This is a genomic window from Pantoea sp. Lij88 (genome assembly GCF_030062155.1).
Lineage (GTDB): Bacteria > Pseudomonadota > Gammaproteobacteria > Enterobacterales > Enterobacteriaceae > Pantoea.
Genome location: NZ_CP118269.1, coordinates 3,115,901 through 3,132,801, shown reverse-complemented (window position 1 = coordinate 3,132,801; position 16,901 = coordinate 3,115,901). Strand labels below are relative to the sequence as shown.

Sequence of the window (16,901 nt, the reverse complement as noted above, 5' to 3'; positions counted from 1 at the left end):
GCGGACAATGCTTGAAGAGATGGGAAAAGCGGCGCGTGCCGCAGCTTACACCGTGGCCGATCTGTCGACGGCAGAAAAAAATCAGGTTCTGATGACCCTCGCCGACCGTCTTGAGGCGGAGAGCGCAGACATACTGGCGGCTAACGAGCTGGATTTAGCCGATGCGCGTCAGAACGGCATGAGCGCTGCGCTGTTAGATCGGCTGACACTTAATCCGCAACGTCTCAGCAGCATCGCCAGCGATGTGCGCCAGGTCTGTCAGCTGGCCGATCCGGTAGGGCAGTTAATCGACGGCGGGCAGCTCGACAGCGGCCTGCGCATTGAACGCCGTCGCGTGCCGCTGGGCGTGGTTGCGGTGATTTACGAGGCGCGTCCTAACGTCACGGTTGATGTCGCCAGCCTGTGCCTGAAAACCGGTAACGCCGCCATTCTGCGCGGCGGCAAAGAGACCTGGCGCACCAATGCGGCCACCGTGCGGGTCATTCAGAACGCCCTGAAGCAGCACGGTTTACCGGCGGCTATTGTGCAGGCGATTGAAAACCCGGATCGCGAACTGGTGAATCAGCTGCTGAAGCTGGATCGCTACGTCGATATGCTGATCCCGCGTGGCGGAGCCGGGCTGCACAAGCTGTGCCGTGAAAACTCCACCATTCCGGTGATTACCGGCGGCATCGGCGTCTGTCATATCTACATCGATGAGACGATGGAGATCGAACCGGCACTTGATCTGATCGTCAACGCCAAGAAACAGCGTCCCAGCGCCTGTAACTCACTGGAGACGCTGCTGGTGGATCAGGCCATGGCCGAACGTTTCCTGCCGGCCTTCAGCGCACGTATGGCGCAGGAAGGGATCGCGCTGCATGCTGACAGCAACGTACTGGCGCAGCTGCAGCAAGGTCCGGCCCCGGTCAAAGCGGTTAATCCGGAGCAGTACAATGATGAGTGGCTGTCGCTGGATCTCAACGTCAAATTAGTGGCGGATATGGATGAGGCGATCGATCACATCCGTACGCACGGCACCCAGCACTCGGATGCGATCCTGACACGTAACACCCGCAACGCCGCGCGTTTTGTCCGTCAGGTCGACTCCTCCGCAGTCTATGTTAACGCCAGTACCCGCTTTACCGATGGCGGACAGTTCGGTCTGGGCGCTGAAGTGGCGGTCAGTACCCAGAAACTGCACGCCCGCGGACCGATGGGATTAGAGGCGCTGACCACCTACAAATGGATAGCGTGGGGCGACGATACGCTCCGCCCATAACGACGATAATTTTTAACAAAGCGGGAGTCTTTCACAGACTCCCGCTTTTTTTTAGCACCATTTTCCGGACCAGTGAAAGATAGAGTTTTCTGCGCATCAGATTCATTTCCGTTCAACACCGGCCACCGCTGGCCATTATGCTGGCTGATATTCACGCAATTTCTTACGGAACATTCCTGAAATCCGGGGCGGTAAGCGGCCTGAGGCAATATTTTTTGGTCAGTCGCAGGCTGAAGCGGATAATGATAATTAGATATGCTTGATAAAGCGGTTAGGTAGTAAACGAGCGGTAATATAAAATGAACTGGTAGCAATAATGAAAATAACATCCAGTATCTCTTCTATGGCTGATTATTAACTAATGGTTAAAAAAGAAAGTACAAGACAAGCTTTCACCGCCAGGCTGATAGCGGCCTGTGAGAGTGCCGGCATTGTCGGACATGGACGAAACAAACAGGTTGCCAGGGCCCTCCAGCAGCAAGGCTGTAAAATTTCAACGCCAGGAGTGTGGAAGTGGTTTAACGCGCAGTCAGTCCCTGATGGTGGCAATTTACTGGCTCTCAGCCAGCTGCTTGGCGTCAGGGTAGAGTGGCTGCAGTACGGTATGGAACAACCTGCTGAGCCGGTGATGTTAAGTCCACTCACCGGGCATAAGAATGTGTTTCGGGTTGATAGTCTCGACATTGGTCAGCGCAGTGCTGCGGGCCTGCCCGCACGTGATGAGTTTGTCGAGACCATCCAGGCGATCGAATATGGTCTGGATGAGGCGCGGGTGCTGTTCAATGGTCGCCCGGCAGAAAACATCCGGTTAATCGCCATTAACAGCGACTCTATGGCTGACACCTTTGCACCGCGCGATCAGCTGTTTGTGGATATCAGCGTGCGGATGTTCGACGGTGACGGCATCTATATTTTTACCCTCGATGAGCAACTCTACCTCAAGCGCCTGCAGCTGCAGCATAAGAAAATTGCTGTAATATCAGACAATAAACGCTATGAAACTTGGTATCTTAATCATGATGACGTCACCAGCCTGAAGGTACTGGCAAAAGTCATCATGAGCCAGGCGCGCCACTATCAAATCCTCGGCTAAGGCCGCTTCTGGCGCTTTTCGCAGAAGGCCTGCAAAAAAATAATCGGCATAAATTCATAAATTTAACCAGCGGTAAATAAAAAATTAACCAACAGTGTTTGATAAAGCATAAGAACCTGTTAATAATTTGAACATGGATGAACGAAGCAGTTCTTTCAGGGATGAGCCGCTCTTAAACAATTGAGGCGCTGCACAAGCGCGAATCATACCACCCAAAAGTCAGTGAACTTTGGGATGGGGTGGATGCGCAAAATGCAGCGTCGTCAGATGCCGTTTATTTCCCCTCGCTTACTTTCCACCTGACTGCTGATGCAGTCGGGCGGCGAGCGTGCGATCGCAATATGCGACATTCGGGCCCGTTCGGTTCGCCGAAAGCTCGCGCCTGCCACCCCATCGCCAAATACTCATTCACAGGAGGAGTTATGGCGATAATTCACTATGGCAAAAGCGTTTTTATGGGCAACGCACGTACTCGTCGCCATCGGCGGCGCCAACCTCTCAGCAGCCTGAAACAGAGTATCGACCAGGCCCTGAACTTCCCAACTGAAACACCGGTCCTGAGACGTGCAGAGCAAATCTGCCAGCGTCAGGTCGCCCCGCGCGTTGATCGCGCAATCACAGCACCCCGCGTTACCAGTCAGGAAACACCCAGTTTCGACAATTGCTGTCTTCCGCATGTTCACCTCTACGCGGTGAGCTGAAACGCGAAGAAAGCGCTTTTTTCCGTTCCGGCTAACTCTTCGTTATCTCCAGCTACTACTGGGCGCAATCTGCTGAATTACTGTTCAGTTTTGCTGCAGGGTCAGTAAGGCCTCCTGCTGCCCCTGGCAGGGTAATGATCAGCAGGCGTTATGTATTTCTTTTCACAAGGCTGAATTGCCTTAATTCGTCATTGAGGAGTCGTTATGAGCCAGATCATCGCAGTACTGAATTTTGAAGAGGGATATGTGGATACGCCCTATCTCGACACGCTGGGCTTTCCCACGGTGGCGGGGGGCATTCGCATCGGGCCAAAGGGGGCGTCGCTGAGTAATTACACCTTCCGCGTGCCACGGCGCGTCGGTGATGTCTGGAAGCAGTGCATTCTTGAAAACAAAGTTCAGGAGATGCAGAGCAGAGACCTGCTGCGCAATGCGCTGACGAAGTGCAACGACGCCCGCACCGATGTGTTGCTGAGCATGACCTATCAGCTGGGCGTCGAGGGCGTTCTGCAGTTTAAAAACATGCTCACTGCCATCGCCGCTGAGCAGTTTAATGATGCGGCTGACGCGATGATGAACAGCCTCTGGGCCCGACAGACGCCGGGCCGCGCCCGTCGTCACGCGGAGATGATGCGCACCGGAACCTATGCGATTTACAGGGGGCTGCTATGAGATGGCTCATGTTTCTCGTCGCCGTGCTGACGGCAATCATCATTCTGCTGCTGTTGCAGCGCTTTACCACCCTGCAGTTTGTCTCTCATGCCCGCCTGCTTTTCAAAACCTGGTCTGTCTGGCTCGCGTCGCTGGGTTCCATGCTCAGCGCCTGGGCGCAGTCGTTTCCTTCGGCCGCTGTTGATGCCTGGAATGTGCTACCGGAGGACGTGAAATCGATTCTGCCGCACAACTACCTGGGGCTGGTGGGCGCGTTCATGGTGGCGATGGGGGTGATTGCTCAATTTGTTCGACAGAAAAACCTGCTCAATGCGAAGGAGCAGGCGGAAGGAGCGAAACCATGACTCTGATTACCACCTTACTGGGCGGCAGCTGGCACTGGCTGGCCGCACTGGCTGGCATCCTTGCGGCGCTGGGCGCCAGTTATTTCGGCGGCAAGAAAATCGGCAAAGTGCAGCAAAAAGCGCGTTCCGACGTGGATAACGCGCAACAGGAAGCGTCCCGCGTTAGCGCGGTGGCGCAACAGCAACAACACAACCGCGAGGAGGCTACCCGTGTGGCGACCGACAACCATAGCCTTGATGACGCTGCTGCTCGCGACAAGCTGCAGCAGTCGAAATACAACAAACCCTGAGCCGGTAGCAATCACCGACTCTGCCTGTGTCCTTTTTTCCCCTCTTTATACCTACGGCGATGACGCGAAAAAAATGGACGTTCGTACGGTGCGCGCCATCAACACCCACAACGACATGTGGGATTCCCTTTGCGGCCATCCGGCTGCGGCTAAGTAGTGCGCTGATTTCAGCGCGATATCTCTGTGATCCTGAGGAGGATTCTATGATTGAAGTTAACTCTTTTGCTGAGCTGCGTACCACTGTCCCACCAAAATCAGGTGAGGTCGCGATCCTTAAACGCTATTACGACAAAGATTCCGGCTTCCGTGGCGGCGCTAACTTTGTCGGTTTTATCAGCACCACCACGCTGAAGGATGATGGCGGTACGGTGGCGGTGGGCAACGGTTTCTACTGGAAGCGCACCATTAACGATCCTGCCGAAGTGAATGTCCTGCACTTTGGCGCGAAAGGGGATGGCGTGACCGATGATACGGATGCCTTTAAGCGGATGCTGGCATGGACGCAGACCTACAACACCTATGCGAAAGCGATGCCGGTGCGTTTTCCGGGTGGCCGCTTCCTGATTTCACCCATCGATCTCACCGATACGGAGTTGCCGTTCTTTGGTATCGCAGGGGATGATATCGAGCTCGGATCGTCACCGCGCACCACCATTGTCTCTGACAAAAGCGCCAATACGGTGTTTAAAGTTAATGCGCGCAAAATCGTCATTAAAGGCATCTGCTGGCACGGACAGGCTAACGCCGGGACTGTCGATACCACGCAAAAAGTGACCGTCACGCCTGAACAGTGCAGCAACGTTCAGCCGTTCTTTGAAAATACGATTGTTGGCGGCCAGATCGTCAATATCTTCTGTTTCAAAGCGCAAAGTACCGGGGGCACGGTCTTTAAGCTGCAGGATACGCTCGACAGTAAATTCGATCAGATCTACAGCTCCAGCACCTATTCCCGCGTATTTGATGTTGGCTGGTCAAACACACCGAAGGGGAACTGGGACCACTCAACCGCCATTGAGTTGTGTAATGCCAACTTCCAGTCGGGCTATGGCGACGCCACGCTCTACATGCCGCGCGTTACACAGGGGGTCATGCGCAACGTCTGGATTGAACACACCACTAACCCGGGTGATCTGTCGGACGGCGGCTGGAACATTGAAACGCTCAACATTGAAGATTGCGCCACGCCGCTCAATCTCAACAATGCCCGCGTGGTGATGCGTCATATCAACCTGCAGGCGGGGGCGAAAATCACCAATGATGTGGCCGGAAACAAATGGTTATCGACCTTTGAATATGGCTATCGTCGGGATGAGAACTACGGCACGTTCATGACCGGTTCGCTGCGGGCTGGCTATTACAGCGGCTATAAAGTGGTGAACAACACCGCGACCGATAACTGGTATCGGTTGGGGCAGCTCTATTTCCCGGCGCCTAACCAGCAGTGGGTGATGGAGTTGATCGGTAAAGCGGATGCCACCACGCCGTCCGGCACCGCCGGTTCACCGGTCAATATGCCAGCGACCGGTAAAACGCTGATCAACCTGCAGCGACTGGAGACGGTCTGGGCCGATGCTTACCACATGGGGCAGCCTTCCGTGCTGGACATCCGTTATGGCCGGGTAGGGACCACCTATGCCGTCATCTGGGTCAAGCTGAAAGCCAACAGCGGCGAGACCATGTTCAACCTGAAGACAACCGGCCCGACCCGCTTCGATACCGGTTCCTGTTCGCTGTTCCAGGCTGATATGTCAGTGGTGACGGACATCACTAATATCAGCAACCTCAAACCCGCTGCACGTTTCGGCATGCACAATGGACTGGCGGGTATCGGTGCTAACGAGAAAGGGGTGGTGACGCTCGCGACTGCTGCGGGCACACCGACCAACAAGACCGCTCCGACCGGCTTTGTGCTGATCAATATCAACGGCGTGGACCGCAAGGTCCCTTACTACGATTGATGGCCGGCATGTTTTGGGCGAGGCTCCTGCCTCGCCCTTTTTTGATCGGAGGTGATCTCCGCTTCTCGCGATGCCGTAAGCCAGCCAGGGGGCACGGTTAAGCCGGACTGCCTCCCTGACACCGTTTTCGTCGTTCATCTTCTGCGGAGAGCTCGTTGTGATTAATTTGAATTAGGAGTTGCGTCACTGTGAGAAGTGTGGCCTAATGAATCGTCGGTTTGATTAACAGACACTATCAAAGTAAGTAACCAAAGCAGTTCTCATCTCTAAGTTTGTCGCGAGACATCCCTTCTTTTTGAGTCTTCTCTTACGTTCTGATTAAACTCTGTTCTCAGGCCATTACGCCGGAAGGCTCGATATATTAAGGATTTAAGCATGTCTAACAAAATTCGCGGTACCGTTAAATGGTTTAACGCAGAGAAAGGCTTCGGTTTCATTTCTCCTGCAGACGGCAGCAAAGATGTATTCGTACATTTCTCTGCAATCCAGGGCACCGATTTCCGTTCATTAGATGAAGGTCAGCAAGTTGAATTCACAGTAGAAAATGGCGCCAAAGGCCCAGCTGCTGCGAACGTTGTTGGTCTCTAAGGACTGAAAATTACTTTTAAATGTCCTCACTGTAATGGCTCACAGTTTCGTACATCACATTTTGATGTTACAAGAGCCAACCCGCATGGAGCGAAATGCATTTTCTGCAAATCTGCTGTGATTCAGGTGAATCTGGCAAGGATTGCAATTCAGAGCCAGCCTCGCGCTCTCTGATAAAGGCTAGTGAGCTTTATAGCGTTGTTGCATTTACAGTAATGAAAGGTCGCCTCTGGCGGCCTTTTTTGTTTCTGCGTTTCCTGTGCTCCATCCTCAATCCTCTCCCTATTACCCGCCTGTATCCTTCTGCTTTCCCCTGTTACTCCCACTATGCGCGCCCTGTAGTTTCTCCACTCTCTGGCATCAGGCAAAAAAAGGCCCGCCGAAGCGGGCCGTTGAAAGAGATTAGCGAAGAACCGGTTGCAGTGAGAGCTTGCCGGTATTAAACACGCTCATCGCCTGTGCCATACGCTCTGCCTGATCCTGCAGCGCCTGAGAGGCGGCTGATGCTTCCTGAACCAGCGCGGCGTTCTGCTGCGTTACCGCTTCCATCTGAGTAATCGCCTGATTGATTTCATTGATGCCGCTGCTCTGTTCGCTGCTGGCAATGGTGATTTCGCTCATGATGTTCGCCACGCTCTGCACGCTGTTCACCACTTCACCGATCGTTGAACCGGCATGTGTCACCAGTTTGCTGCCTTCATCCACTTTAGCGACAGAATCTTCAATCAGAACCTTAATCTCTTTGGCTGCTGACGCTGAGCGCTGCGCCAGATTACGCACTTCGCTCGCCACGACGGCAAAGCCGCGACCCTGTTCGCCCGCACGCGCCGCTTCAACGGCGGCGTTCAGGGACAGAATATTGGTCTGGAAGGCGATGGAGTCGATAACGCTGATGATATCGACAATTTTGCGGGAGGAGAGGGCGATCGCTTCCATCTTCTCAATCACCTTCTCCATCACCACACCCCCTTCACGCGCCACGCTGGTGGTTGTCGACACCAGGTGATTCGCTTCACGGGCGTTATCGGCGTTATGTTTCACGGTCGACGTCATCTGCTCCATGGCAGAGGCCGTCTCTTCCAGTGAACTGGCCTGCTGTTCAGTGCGGGTTGAGAGATCGAGGTTACCGCTGGAGATCTGATTCGACGCCACCGCGATGGTGTCGGAACCGGTACGCACTTCGGTCACAATCGACAGCAGGTTATCGTTCATTCGCTGCAGCGCCTGCATCAGGACACCGGTTTCATCGCGCGAGGTCACCTGCATCTGCGTGCTCAGATCGCCTGCGGCAACGCGTTCAGCCACATTAACTGCGGCAACCAGCGGACGGACAATAGAGCGGGTCAGGAAGTAGCCCAGCATGATAGAGGCCAGAATCGCCAGGGCGGAAAAAATCAGCGTGATGGAGATGGCAGACTGACCATTATCCACAATACCCTGACCTTCAGTGCGCAGCTGTGCGTCCTGAGAGTTGGCAAAATCCACGGCATCCTGCAGGAATTTATTCTGGGTAGCCGTCATCGATTTCAGCACATAGGTGCTGGCGGCATCAAAGTTGCCCGCTTTGATCAGGGTAATCAGCTCGGTTTTCACCTGCTCAAATGCCTGAGACGAAGCCAGCAGACCGGCGATCTTTTTCTTACCAATCGGCGTAACCTGAATGTCTTCGATCTTTTTCATCGCGCGGTTGGTGCGTTGCGTGGCTTCATCCAGCTGGGCATAACGCTTCACGTTCATTTCCGGACGGTTCGTGTCGATCACCATGCCGCGCAGGTATTTGATCTGATCGTTGACGCCATCGCGCACATCAAATGCCAGTCGTACTTTCACATAGCGATCGTCAACGATCGAGGAGATCGCCGTATTAATACTGTTAATTCTGGTAATGGATGTCACGCCAATCACTATCAGTAACGCCACAATAATACCGAAGGCTGCTGCGAGCCGCATTCCGACCTTCATATTCTTGATACTGACCATGTTCTCTTCCCCGTTTTATTATTAATCAATTTGTTAGCAACGTTCAGGTTTCCTGCTGTTGTGCGCAGTGCCTTGCTGATGTCTGTGGTCACAGCCGCAGGCAAAAAGGTGATCTCGCGCATACAGTTATCGGAGCACGGACTTGTACCTTTAATAATTTTTAAGTAATAACGCTGCGTGAATAAATAGTCAGTGAAAAGCATCAGAAAGGATTAACAAATGAACGCAGGGGAAATGCAGGCAAAAAAAAGGGCCGTCAGCAGTGATGCTGACAGCCCGATCCAGACAAACATGAATGGATTCAGAAAACTAAGAAGTAGAGGCCTACCCAGAATGCGATGCTTAAACTGACGGCGCTAATCCAGGCCAGCTGGCGTAAACGGCCACGCAATACCTTTTGAGGCGAAGGCGTAGCAGGTGCGGGCGTAACGGGTAAAGTTTCAATGTGCATAGTCGGTTCCTGGTCAGGTCAGCGATTCCGCTGTCAAAAAAGTAAAAGCGCGGCGGGCATTCTTAACGGCCCGCATTCGCTTAGCGGGCAGTCTCAAGAACGTTGAAAATCACGTCTGAAAGTTCATTCAACTCAAACTTCGCCACATAGCCATCGGCACCGACTTTGCGCACGTGGTCTTCGTTGGCGCTGCCTGAGAGTGAGGAGTGGATCACGACCGGCAGCGTTTTCAGAATCGGGTCACGCTTAATGTTGCGGGTCAGCGTAAAGCCATCCATCTCGGGCATTTCCAGATCGGTCAGAACCAGGGCAATTCTGTCGTGAATCGACTCGCCTGCAGCCTGCACTTCCTGGCTTATCAGCTTAACTTTTTCCCAGGCATCCAGGCCGGTGTTAAACATCAGCGTCGGAATGCCCATGCTCTTCAGACCCTGCTCCAGCAGCTGGCGCGCAACTTTGGAATCTTCAGCCACAATCGCGACCGCACCGGGGCGATAGTTGAAGGCGCGCGGTTTGGCCGCTTCAGGTTCGACGCCACGCGATGACGGGATGATGTCATACAGGATTTGCTCAACGTCCAGCACCATCGCCAGCTCGCTGCCCTGCTTATCTGTGTCCAGGCAGGCGATGCTGGTAATGTTGCGACCGCCGATACCGGCTTCAGCGGTATGGACCTGGCTCCAGTCGAGGCGCACGATGTTATCCACGGATTCCACGGCAAACGCCTGGGTGTTACGGGCATACTCGGTGACCAGCAGCAGGTTAAGGCCGGTTTCCGGCACACAACCCGCCACAGCAGGCAGGTCGATGACCGGAATGAACTGACCACGGATACTGGCCATACCCAGCAGCGGCGAACTCATACCTGCCGCTTTGGTGATGGTCTGCATCGGCACAATTTCACGCAGCTTGAAGACGTTAATGCCAAACAGTTCAGACTTGCCTTTCAGCTGATCGGAACCTAAGCGAAACAGCAGCAGCTCAAACTTGTTCGATAATGCGAGGTTCGCTCTCTCATCGATCTCTTTCTGAAAATTATCCATGGTTGCCTCTGCATTAACGCAGCTGGTGAAATAGGGTGTGAACAGGTTATCGGCAGCAAGTGGAAAAAGGTGAGAAGAGAAGGGTGAAATAAAACGGACGCCAATTATTGTGCCAGGCTTAACCCTGAAGGTTCAACATGGACACCTTTCCAATAAAGGAGTGTGAAATGAAAAAAGTGATTTTAGCGTCGTTGCTGGTGATGATGAGTGCGGGTGTGTCGGCTGAAGAGGGCGGATACAAAGCGGGCGATACGCCACCGCCACAGCACAAGCAGGATGCTGGCTATAAAGGCTCTGAAGATACCGGTCAGACGCATATTGATCAGATCCGCGATTTCCGTCAGGGCGGGTATGTGACGCTGGAAGGTTACATCGTGAAGAAAGAGCAGGGCGAGCGCTACCAGTTCCGCGACAACACCGGTACATTACCGATCATCGCACCGAAGAAGACCTTTGATGGTAAAACCTATACCGCAGAAGACAAAGTACGCGTCAGTGGCAAGGTACAGGGCAAAGGGGATAAAACCATTCTGCATGTGACGCAAATCGAAGAGCCATAAGAAACCGGGCGAGGTGATATCCTCGCCCGTTTTTATTCAGTCTTTCAGCAGAATCGCCCGGCAGGTTTTGCCTTTGATTTTGCCCTGCTTGAGTTTCACCAGCGCCGCTTTGGCGTGGTTCGCTTCAATCGCCACGTAGGCATGCGTAGGTGTCAGAACAATTTTGCCGATCTGATCCGCGCGATAACCCGCTTCACCCGTCAGCGCACCCAGAATATCTCCCGGACGAATCTTGGCTTTACGGCCACCATCAATGCACAGCGTCATCATGGCGGCTGGCAGCGGCTTGCTGCTGCCTTTTTTCAGCGTGCTGGCCGAGACCCACGGCAGCTTCTGCTGCAGGAAGTCTTCCAGCGCATGGGCGCGCGCCATCTCATCGGCAGCGACCAGGCTGACGGCAACGCCATGTTCGCCTGCACGGGCGGTACGACCGATGCGGTGCAGGTGAATTTCAGGATCCCAGGCGAGCTGGTAGTTGACCACCATCGCCAGCGATTTGATGTCGAGTCCGCGTGCGGCGACATCGGTGGCAACCAGCACGCGACCGCTGCCGTTTGCGAAGCGGATCAGTACGCGTTCGCGATCGCGCTGCTCCAGGTCGCCATGCAGTGGCAGAGCGCTGATATCACGCGCGTTAAGCGCCGCAGCGACATCGTCACATTCGCGTTTGGTGTTGCAAAAGACCACGCAGGATGAAGGCTGACGATCGCCGAGCAGTGCGATGAGCAGACCCAGCTTTTCATTGTGGCTGGCTTCAAAGAACTGCTGATCGATTGAAGGCAGTTCGCTGACATCTTCGGTCACGACGCTCAGTGCATCGCGCTGGAAGCGGGTGCTGATGGCGGTGATGCCGTCGGGCCAGGTGGCGGAAAAGAGCAGCGTCTGGCGCGAGGCGGGCGTCGCTTCAATGATTGTTTCCATATCATTGAGGAAGCCCATCTCCAGCATCCGATCCGCTTCATCCAGTACCAGCGTGTTGAGCTGGTCCAGCTTAAGGTTTTCGCGGTTGATGTGATCGAGGATACGACCCGGCGTGCCGACCACGATATGCGGTGGATGTACCAGCGAATCACGCTGTGCGCTCATCGGCTGTCCGCCACACAGGGTGAGGACTTTGATGTTACGGGTGAAGCGCGCCAGCTGGCGCAGCACGTTACCCACCTGATCCGCCAGTTCGCGGGTCGGACAGAGGATCAATGCCTGCGTCTGAAAGCGGGTGCTGTCGATATGGTGCAGTAGACCAATACCAAAGGCAGCCGTTTTACCGCTGCCGGTTTTCGCCTGCGCGCGCACGTCGCGTCCCTGCAGAATGGCGGGCAGCGTAGCGGCCTGCACGGGCGTCATGCTGGTGTAGCCCATCTCGCGCAGGTTATCGAGCTGGCTGTCGGGAAGCGAATTGAGGGTAGAAAAAGCGGTCACGGGCGCGGCCTCTGAGGCTGAAAGTGTAGGGCATTATTGCGGGGCAAGTCTGGCAGAAAGCACGCCTGACAGCAACGGGAACCTCGAAGGTTAACGGGATGAAACTATCTCTGCCGGTACGCTTAGGAATAGACTGAAGTTTACTGTTGAAAGGTGGTTTTTTTTTAACGTTTAGCTGACCGGAAAGGTTTTTATATCATAGGGATAACTTATCAATGCCATTCTTTATTTTATAAGTGCACGTTTTTAAATATTTATTTCATTGTTAATCAGATGATTCCTTAATAATCACTCCAGTAATAGAATTAATCATTAAAAAATATCACTCTCCGTGCCGATAAAAATCCTGAGCTAATTGCTTTATATTTAGCGCGCCATATTCCTGGTACAACGACCGGTAGAGGGTATTTGCATTGAGTAATCGCATCCAGGGACCACATGAAAATGTGCTTAAAATAGTAGGCCGCGCCGTACTGACACTGCATATTCATGGAGAGAGCTTATCTGCTGATAAGATCGCTTCGATGATTGCGTGTTATGCGGAAGATGAGCCCTGTGATCAGGAAGATCGTCGCTTATACGCGCTGGCAATGGAACTAATGTCGAACGATAAATGGGCCAAAAGCGCATAACACGCACTCCGCTCAGGTAAATGCAGAGCCTCCCTTGTGGAGGCTCTGTTGTTTTTGGGGATAGATGCCTCGCGGCCCGTTGAGTAGGGTGCGGTGGAACGGGCGCAGGCTCCCATCGCTTCACGTCAGGTGGCCCTCTGTGCACCCCTGTGCGGTTTTGCTGTGTCAGACCGGGGCCAGCGCAAAGACCGGTTTACCGCGCGAGAAGGTCGCGACGACGGGCGAGATACGCGCCACGGCCTCGGCGGAACAGCTGGCCGCCACCAGCATCATGCTGGCTTCATCGCCTGGCGCGGGCCACTGGCGTTCACCCTGGGCGGAGAGCGGCAGCCGATCGTCGGTGGCAATCGCCAGCGCCCGCGACAGCGAGAACTCATCGGAGCCGCGGTAGAGCTGCGCATAGAGATTCGCTTTTTCCAGCATGCTGCCGGTGCCAAATGGGGACCAGTGATCGATGACGCTGTCAGTGCCGGTCATCACCTTTATGCCCGCCGCCTGCAATTGCGGAATCGGCATGGTGAGCTTGCCGATCGGCAGTGTGGAGGCGACGCTGAACTGCTGCTCCGCCAGCCCTTCGATCATCCTATCCAGCGCACTGCCGCTCAGGGTCGCCAGCGCGAAACCGTGGCTGAGGGTGACTTTGCCTTTCAGCTCCGGATTCTTCGCTACGGTATCAATCATGTACTGAATCGCCGCCACGCCAGCCGGGGAGGTCTCATGCAGGTGAATATCCACGCCGCGCTGGTAGTCGAGCGCAATCCGGAACATCGCATCCAGCGACTTCTCCATCGCACCATCGACATGAGTGGGATCCAGTCCGCCGACATACTCAACGCCGTGCTGCATCGCCTCACGCATTAACCCATCGACCTGCGAGTGCAGCAGGCCGTGCTGCGGAAAAGCGACGATCTCGCAGGGAAAGTCCGGGTAACGGGCTAACGCCGCCTGCAGGTGTTCCAGGCTTTTCAGTCCGCTGACCGGATCGATATTGCAGTGGCTGCGGGCGCGGGTGGTGCCTTTGGCGTGCAGCAGGGCGATCAACCCTTCGGCGCGCGCCTGGGAGTGCGGCAGCAGTTGAGGAATCAGCACCTGTTCGCGCGCAATCATATCCATGATGGTTTTGCCCTGACGCGGACGCGGCGCCTGCCACGGGCCACCGTAGAAGGTTTTATCAAGGTGGATGTGCATATCCTGAGTGGCGGGCAGCAGCAGGGCATCCTGCGCATCCCAGGACGGCAGCGAGCTGTCGCCCTGGCCTGCCGGTGTCAGCTGGTCAATTTTACCGTCGCGCACGCTGATGTCGTAACGTCCGGTCCGGGTCGCGACAATCTCCTCATCCTCACGGATAAAACCCTCTTCCAGCCGCACATTGCGCAGCAGGTAGTGATCCTGCTGTGGCAGGGCAGCGGGCGGGTCGGGATTGAGGGCGGGCAACGATGAAGAGATGGCGGCACTGGCCTGACCGAGACCGGCGGCCAGCAGGCCGCCAGCGGCGGTCCAGCGAACGCTTTGTCCCAGAAAATCACGGCGGCTCGGCGAAGAGGAAATAGGCATCAGAGGCTCCTGCAAAATGAACAAGCGCTTAATCTGACAAACGCGGGGTCAGCCTGCTGCGTTATTTTCCACTGACGACTATTCGATATCTCACTGCCAGCGCAGCTGACCAAATGCCGCCAGTGACGCCGCCAGTTCACGCTGCAGCGGATCCTGCGGATGACGGCAGAACAGCGCCAGTTCAAAGGTATCAATCACCGGCAGCCCCTGTTCCGGGCCCAGCACCCGGTGCTGCGGCAGGCGGCAGCTGGCGGGCAGTAATGTGAGTCCCAGCCCCTGAGCACTGGCGGCGGCCAGCGCGACCAGGCTGGCGCTGCTGTAGCTGATGCGCCAGCTTCGGCCCAGCGCGTCGAGCGTCTGACAGACTTCATCGCGATAGAGCCCCTGCTGGGGAAACAGCACCAGCGGCACCGGCGTCTGCTCAAAGCAGGGCCACTCTGCGCTGTCGAGCCACAGCAGCGGTTCAGGACGTGATGCCAGCGGACGCTCGCCAGCGGGCTGTTTAATCAGCATGATGTCCAGCTCTTCACGCTGCCAGGCGCGACGCAGTTCCACCTGCATGCCGCTCATCACATCCAGCCGCAGCTGGGGATGGTCGCGACTGAAGTGCGCCAGCAGACCGGCAGTGGGGGCGGCGAAATCTTCCGGTACGCCGAGACGCAGCACGCCGTCGCGCCACTGGTCACTCAGGACATCGTGCGCTTCGCCATTCAGGGCGATAATCCGCCGGGCGTAGCCTAAAAGTTTTTCGCCCTCTTCGGTGATCTGCACCTGATGGGAGGAGCGAACCAGCAGTTCTTTGCCTACCATCTCCTCCAGTCGCCGCACCTGCTGGCTGACGGTGGACTGCGACAGATGCACCCGGTCGGCGGCGCGGGTAAAGCTGGCGGTTTCGCACACCGCCACAAAGCTGAGCAGCTGCTGTGGGGTGAACATCGGCTGACGATTCATTTTTCCACTACCTGGCAGAGTAATATTTCATTTCCAGATAGTAGCGACTGCTGCCAGGCTGGCAACTTTTAACTGCGTGGATCTCAGATGAAAAGAGAGAACAACCTGCTGCTGGTGGCGCTGGTGCTGGCCGGACTCAACATGCGACCGCTGATGACGTCGGTCAGTCCGTTACTCGGCCAGCTGCGACAGAGCATCGGTCTGTCACCGCTGGCGGCCTCGCTGCTGCCTGCGGTGCCGATGATGATGATGGGCGCTATTGCGTTAATCAGCGCCCCGCTGATGCAGCGTTTTGCAGTGCGCAGACTGCTGCTGGGCGGGTTGCTGCTGCTGTTGCTGGCGCTGGTGAGTCGGCTGTTTGTCACTGACGGCCGCTGGCTGGTGCTGACTGCCGTGCCGGGCGGGGCAGGGATTGGCATCGTACAGATGGCGATGCCGGGATTGATCCGTCAGCGCTTTGGCAGCCGCAGTGCAGGCGTAACCGGATTGTGGGCAGCGGCGCTGATGGGCGGCGGCGGGATTGGCGCGGCGATCTCGCCGTGGCTGAGTGCGCAGGCTGGCTGGCAGGGCGCGCTGAGCAGCTGGGCGGTGCCGGTGGTGCTGGCTATCCTGCTGTGGCTGTTTATCACCACCGCACCCGCAGCCCGGACAGCGGCCGCCGCGATGCCTTCGCTGTGGCGAAAAACCCGCGCCTGGACGCTGGCGTTAAGCTTTGGTCTGGTGAATGGCGGTTACGCCATCTGCGTCGCCTGGCTGCCCGATTTCTACCATCAGCTTGGCTGGAGCGCGCAGGCGGGCGGTTCACTGCTGGGCATGATGATCGGCTGTCAGGTTACGGGTGCGCTGCTGCTGCCCTTGCTGGCGCGGGGGCGCGATCGCCGTCCGCTGCTGCTGCTGACCCTGGCGATGCAGTTCAGCGGCATGCTCGGCTTCCTGTTCGCGCCACAGCTGGCGCCGTGGCTCTGGGCGGCGATCGCGGGCTTTGGACTGGGCGGGGCGTTTCCGCTGGCACTGGTGCTGGCGCTGGATCATCTGGAGCAGCCTCAGGCTGGCGCGCGGCTGGTCGCCTTTATGCAGGGCGTCGGTTTTATTATCGCGGGCAGCATGCCGTTTATCGCCGGACAGCTGCATGCGCTCACCGGTCATTTCACCAGCGTCTGGATTCTGCAGGCGGCGGTCACGCTGCTGCTGATCGGATTGAATCTGCGTTTCCATCCGCGCAGCTATCAGCACGCCTTTCCCGGGGTAAAACGCTGATTTTGGTCCGACCAATCCCGGCAATATTTTTCTCTGGTTCACACTCCGGGAAAATTCGCGCAACTTCTGTTGCCATAGATTAACAATGCATTAACTATCTGTTGCCATAAGCCCCGGGACAGCGGTTTGGTCTGACCAATCCAGGGG

General features: G+C 55.8%; 16 protein-coding genes. 11 read left to right on the top strand and 5 right to left on the bottom strand.

Annotation, left to right across the window (positions count from 1 at the left end):
* The first annotated feature begins 7 nt into the window (after positions 1–7).
* From proA to ymcF, 9 genes are all read left to right on the top strand, one after another.
* Positions 8–1,261, top strand: a complete 1,254-nt coding sequence (proA, locus tag PU624_RS18570) for a glutamate-5-semialdehyde dehydrogenase (RefSeq protein ID WP_283546147.1) — start codon at positions 8–10, stop codon at positions 1,259–1,261.
* Positions 1,262–1,622: 361 nt separating this feature from the next.
* The gene (locus PU624_RS18565; RefSeq protein WP_349372159.1) at positions 1,623–2,354 is read left to right on the top strand and encodes a S24 family peptidase; all 732 of its coding nucleotides are present in this window, start codon (positions 1,623–1,625) and stop codon (positions 2,352–2,354) included.
* Between the two features lie 422 nt (positions 2,355–2,776).
* The gene (locus tag PU624_RS22250; protein ID WP_349372158.1) at positions 2,777–3,055 is read left to right on the top strand and encodes a transcriptional antitermination N peptide; all 279 of its coding nucleotides are present in this window, start codon (positions 2,777–2,779) and stop codon (positions 3,053–3,055) included.
* A gap of 204 nt (positions 3,056–3,259) precedes the next feature.
* On the top strand, positions 3,260–3,727 hold the full coding sequence (locus tag PU624_RS18560; protein WP_283546145.1) for a glycoside hydrolase family protein: 468 nt from the start codon (positions 3,260–3,262) through the stop codon (positions 3,725–3,727).
* Positions 3,724–4,071, top strand: coding sequence for a DUF7940 domain-containing protein (locus PU624_RS18555; RefSeq protein WP_031590367.1), 348 nt, complete (start codon positions 3,724–3,726; stop codon positions 4,069–4,071). The genes PU624_RS18560 and PU624_RS18555 overlap by 4 nt, the downstream gene beginning before the upstream one ends.
* A complete protein-coding gene (locus PU624_RS18550) occupies positions 4,068–4,361 on the top strand; it encodes a hypothetical protein (protein ID WP_283546144.1) in 294 nt (97 codons plus the stop codon). The genes PU624_RS18555 and PU624_RS18550 overlap by 4 nt, the downstream gene beginning before the upstream one ends.
* Positions 4,362–4,564: 203 nt before the next feature.
* Complete coding sequence (locus PU624_RS18545; protein WP_283546143.1) at positions 4,565–6,319, top strand: putative phage tail protein; 1,755 nt, start codon at positions 4,565–4,567, stop codon at positions 6,317–6,319.
* Between the two features lie 375 nt (positions 6,320–6,694).
* Complete coding sequence (gene cspE, locus PU624_RS18540; protein WP_003854408.1) at positions 6,695–6,907, top strand: transcription antiterminator/RNA stability regulator CspE; 213 nt, start codon at positions 6,695–6,697, stop codon at positions 6,905–6,907.
* Between the two features lie 3 nt (positions 6,908–6,910).
* A complete protein-coding gene (ymcF, locus tag PU624_RS18535; RefSeq protein ID WP_136197472.1) occupies positions 6,911–7,081 on the top strand; it encodes a cold shock small protein YmcF in 171 nt (56 codons plus the stop codon).
* 228 nt (positions 7,082–7,309) lie between these two features.
* Here ymcF and PU624_RS18530 read toward each other — a convergent pair whose 3' ends face one another.
* Together PU624_RS18530 and PU624_RS18525 are read right to left on the bottom strand one after the other, a co-directional pair.
* Positions 7,310–8,887 (bottom strand): methyl-accepting chemotaxis protein, encoded by a 1,578-nt coding sequence (locus tag PU624_RS18530; RefSeq protein ID WP_283546142.1) that lies wholly within the window; start codon positions 8,885–8,887, stop codon positions 7,310–7,312.
* A gap of 531 nt (positions 8,888–9,418) precedes the next feature.
* Complete coding sequence (locus PU624_RS18525) at positions 9,419–10,381, bottom strand: chemotaxis protein (RefSeq protein WP_283546141.1); 963 nt, start codon at positions 10,379–10,381, stop codon at positions 9,419–9,421.
* Positions 10,382–10,548: 167 nt separating this feature from the next.
* On the opposite strand from PU624_RS18525, the gene PU624_RS18520 reads away from it, so the two are divergent.
* A complete protein-coding gene (locus tag PU624_RS18520) occupies positions 10,549–10,941 on the top strand; it encodes a YgiW/YdeI family stress tolerance OB fold protein (protein ID WP_090963372.1) in 393 nt (130 codons plus the stop codon).
* A 36-nt stretch (positions 10,942–10,977) separates the two neighbouring features.
* Here PU624_RS18520 and dbpA read toward each other — a convergent pair whose 3' ends face one another.
* The 3 genes from dbpA to PU624_RS18505 form a co-directional block, all read right to left on the bottom strand.
* Complete coding sequence (dbpA, locus tag PU624_RS18515; protein WP_283546140.1) at positions 10,978–12,360, bottom strand: ATP-dependent RNA helicase DbpA; 1,383 nt, start codon at positions 12,358–12,360, stop codon at positions 10,978–10,980.
* 797 nt (positions 12,361–13,157) lie between these two features.
* Positions 13,158–14,546 (bottom strand): amidohydrolase, encoded by a 1,389-nt coding sequence (locus PU624_RS18510; protein ID WP_283546139.1) that lies wholly within the window; start codon positions 14,544–14,546, stop codon positions 13,158–13,160.
* Positions 14,547–14,636: 90 nt separating this feature from the next.
* On the bottom strand, positions 14,637–15,497 hold the full coding sequence (locus PU624_RS18505; protein ID WP_283546138.1) for a LysR family transcriptional regulator: 861 nt from the start codon (positions 15,495–15,497) through the stop codon (positions 14,637–14,639).
* An 87-nt stretch (positions 15,498–15,584) separates the two neighbouring features.
* Here PU624_RS18505 and PU624_RS18500 point away from each other — a divergent pair, with 87 nt between their 5' ends.
* Positions 15,585–16,754, top strand: a complete 1,170-nt coding sequence (locus tag PU624_RS18500) for a cyanate transporter (RefSeq protein WP_283546137.1) — start codon at positions 15,585–15,587, stop codon at positions 16,752–16,754.
* Positions 16,755–16,901: the final 147 nt, after the last annotated feature.

Coding starts and splice junctions, on each gene's coding strand:
- PU624_RS18530 (WP_283546142.1), bottom strand. CDS start 8,887: ATGGTCAGTATCAAGAATATGAAGGTCGGAATGCGGCTCGCAGCAGCC.
- PU624_RS18525 (WP_283546141.1), bottom strand. CDS start 10,381: ATGGATAATTTTCAGAAAGAGATCGATGAGAGAGCGAACCTCGCATTA.
- proA (WP_283546147.1), top strand. CDS start 8: ATGCTTGAAGAGATGGGAAAAGCGGCGCGTGCCGCAGCTTACACCGTG.
- PU624_RS18560 (WP_283546145.1), top strand. CDS start 3,260: ATGAGCCAGATCATCGCAGTACTGAATTTTGAAGAGGGATATGTGGAT.
- PU624_RS18510 (WP_283546139.1), bottom strand. CDS start 14,546: ATGCCTATTTCCTCTTCGCCGAGCCGCCGTGATTTTCTGGGACAAAGC.
- PU624_RS18550 (WP_283546144.1), top strand. CDS start 4,068: ATGACTCTGATTACCACCTTACTGGGCGGCAGCTGGCACTGGCTGGCC.
- cspE (WP_003854408.1), top strand. CDS start 6,695: ATGTCTAACAAAATTCGCGGTACCGTTAAATGGTTTAACGCAGAGAAA.
- PU624_RS18505 (WP_283546138.1), bottom strand. CDS start 15,497: ATGAATCGTCAGCCGATGTTCACCCCACAGCAGCTGCTCAGCTTTGTG.
- PU624_RS18500 (WP_283546137.1), top strand. CDS start 15,585: ATGAAAAGAGAGAACAACCTGCTGCTGGTGGCGCTGGTGCTGGCCGGA.
- PU624_RS22250 (WP_349372158.1), top strand. CDS start 2,777: ATGGCGATAATTCACTATGGCAAAAGCGTTTTTATGGGCAACGCACGT.
- PU624_RS18555 (WP_031590367.1), top strand. CDS start 3,724: ATGAGATGGCTCATGTTTCTCGTCGCCGTGCTGACGGCAATCATCATT.
- PU624_RS18520 (WP_090963372.1), top strand. CDS start 10,549: ATGAAAAAAGTGATTTTAGCGTCGTTGCTGGTGATGATGAGTGCGGGT.
- PU624_RS18565 (WP_349372159.1), top strand. CDS start 1,623: ATGGTTAAAAAAGAAAGTACAAGACAAGCTTTCACCGCCAGGCTGATA.
- PU624_RS18545 (WP_283546143.1), top strand. CDS start 4,565: ATGATTGAAGTTAACTCTTTTGCTGAGCTGCGTACCACTGTCCCACCA.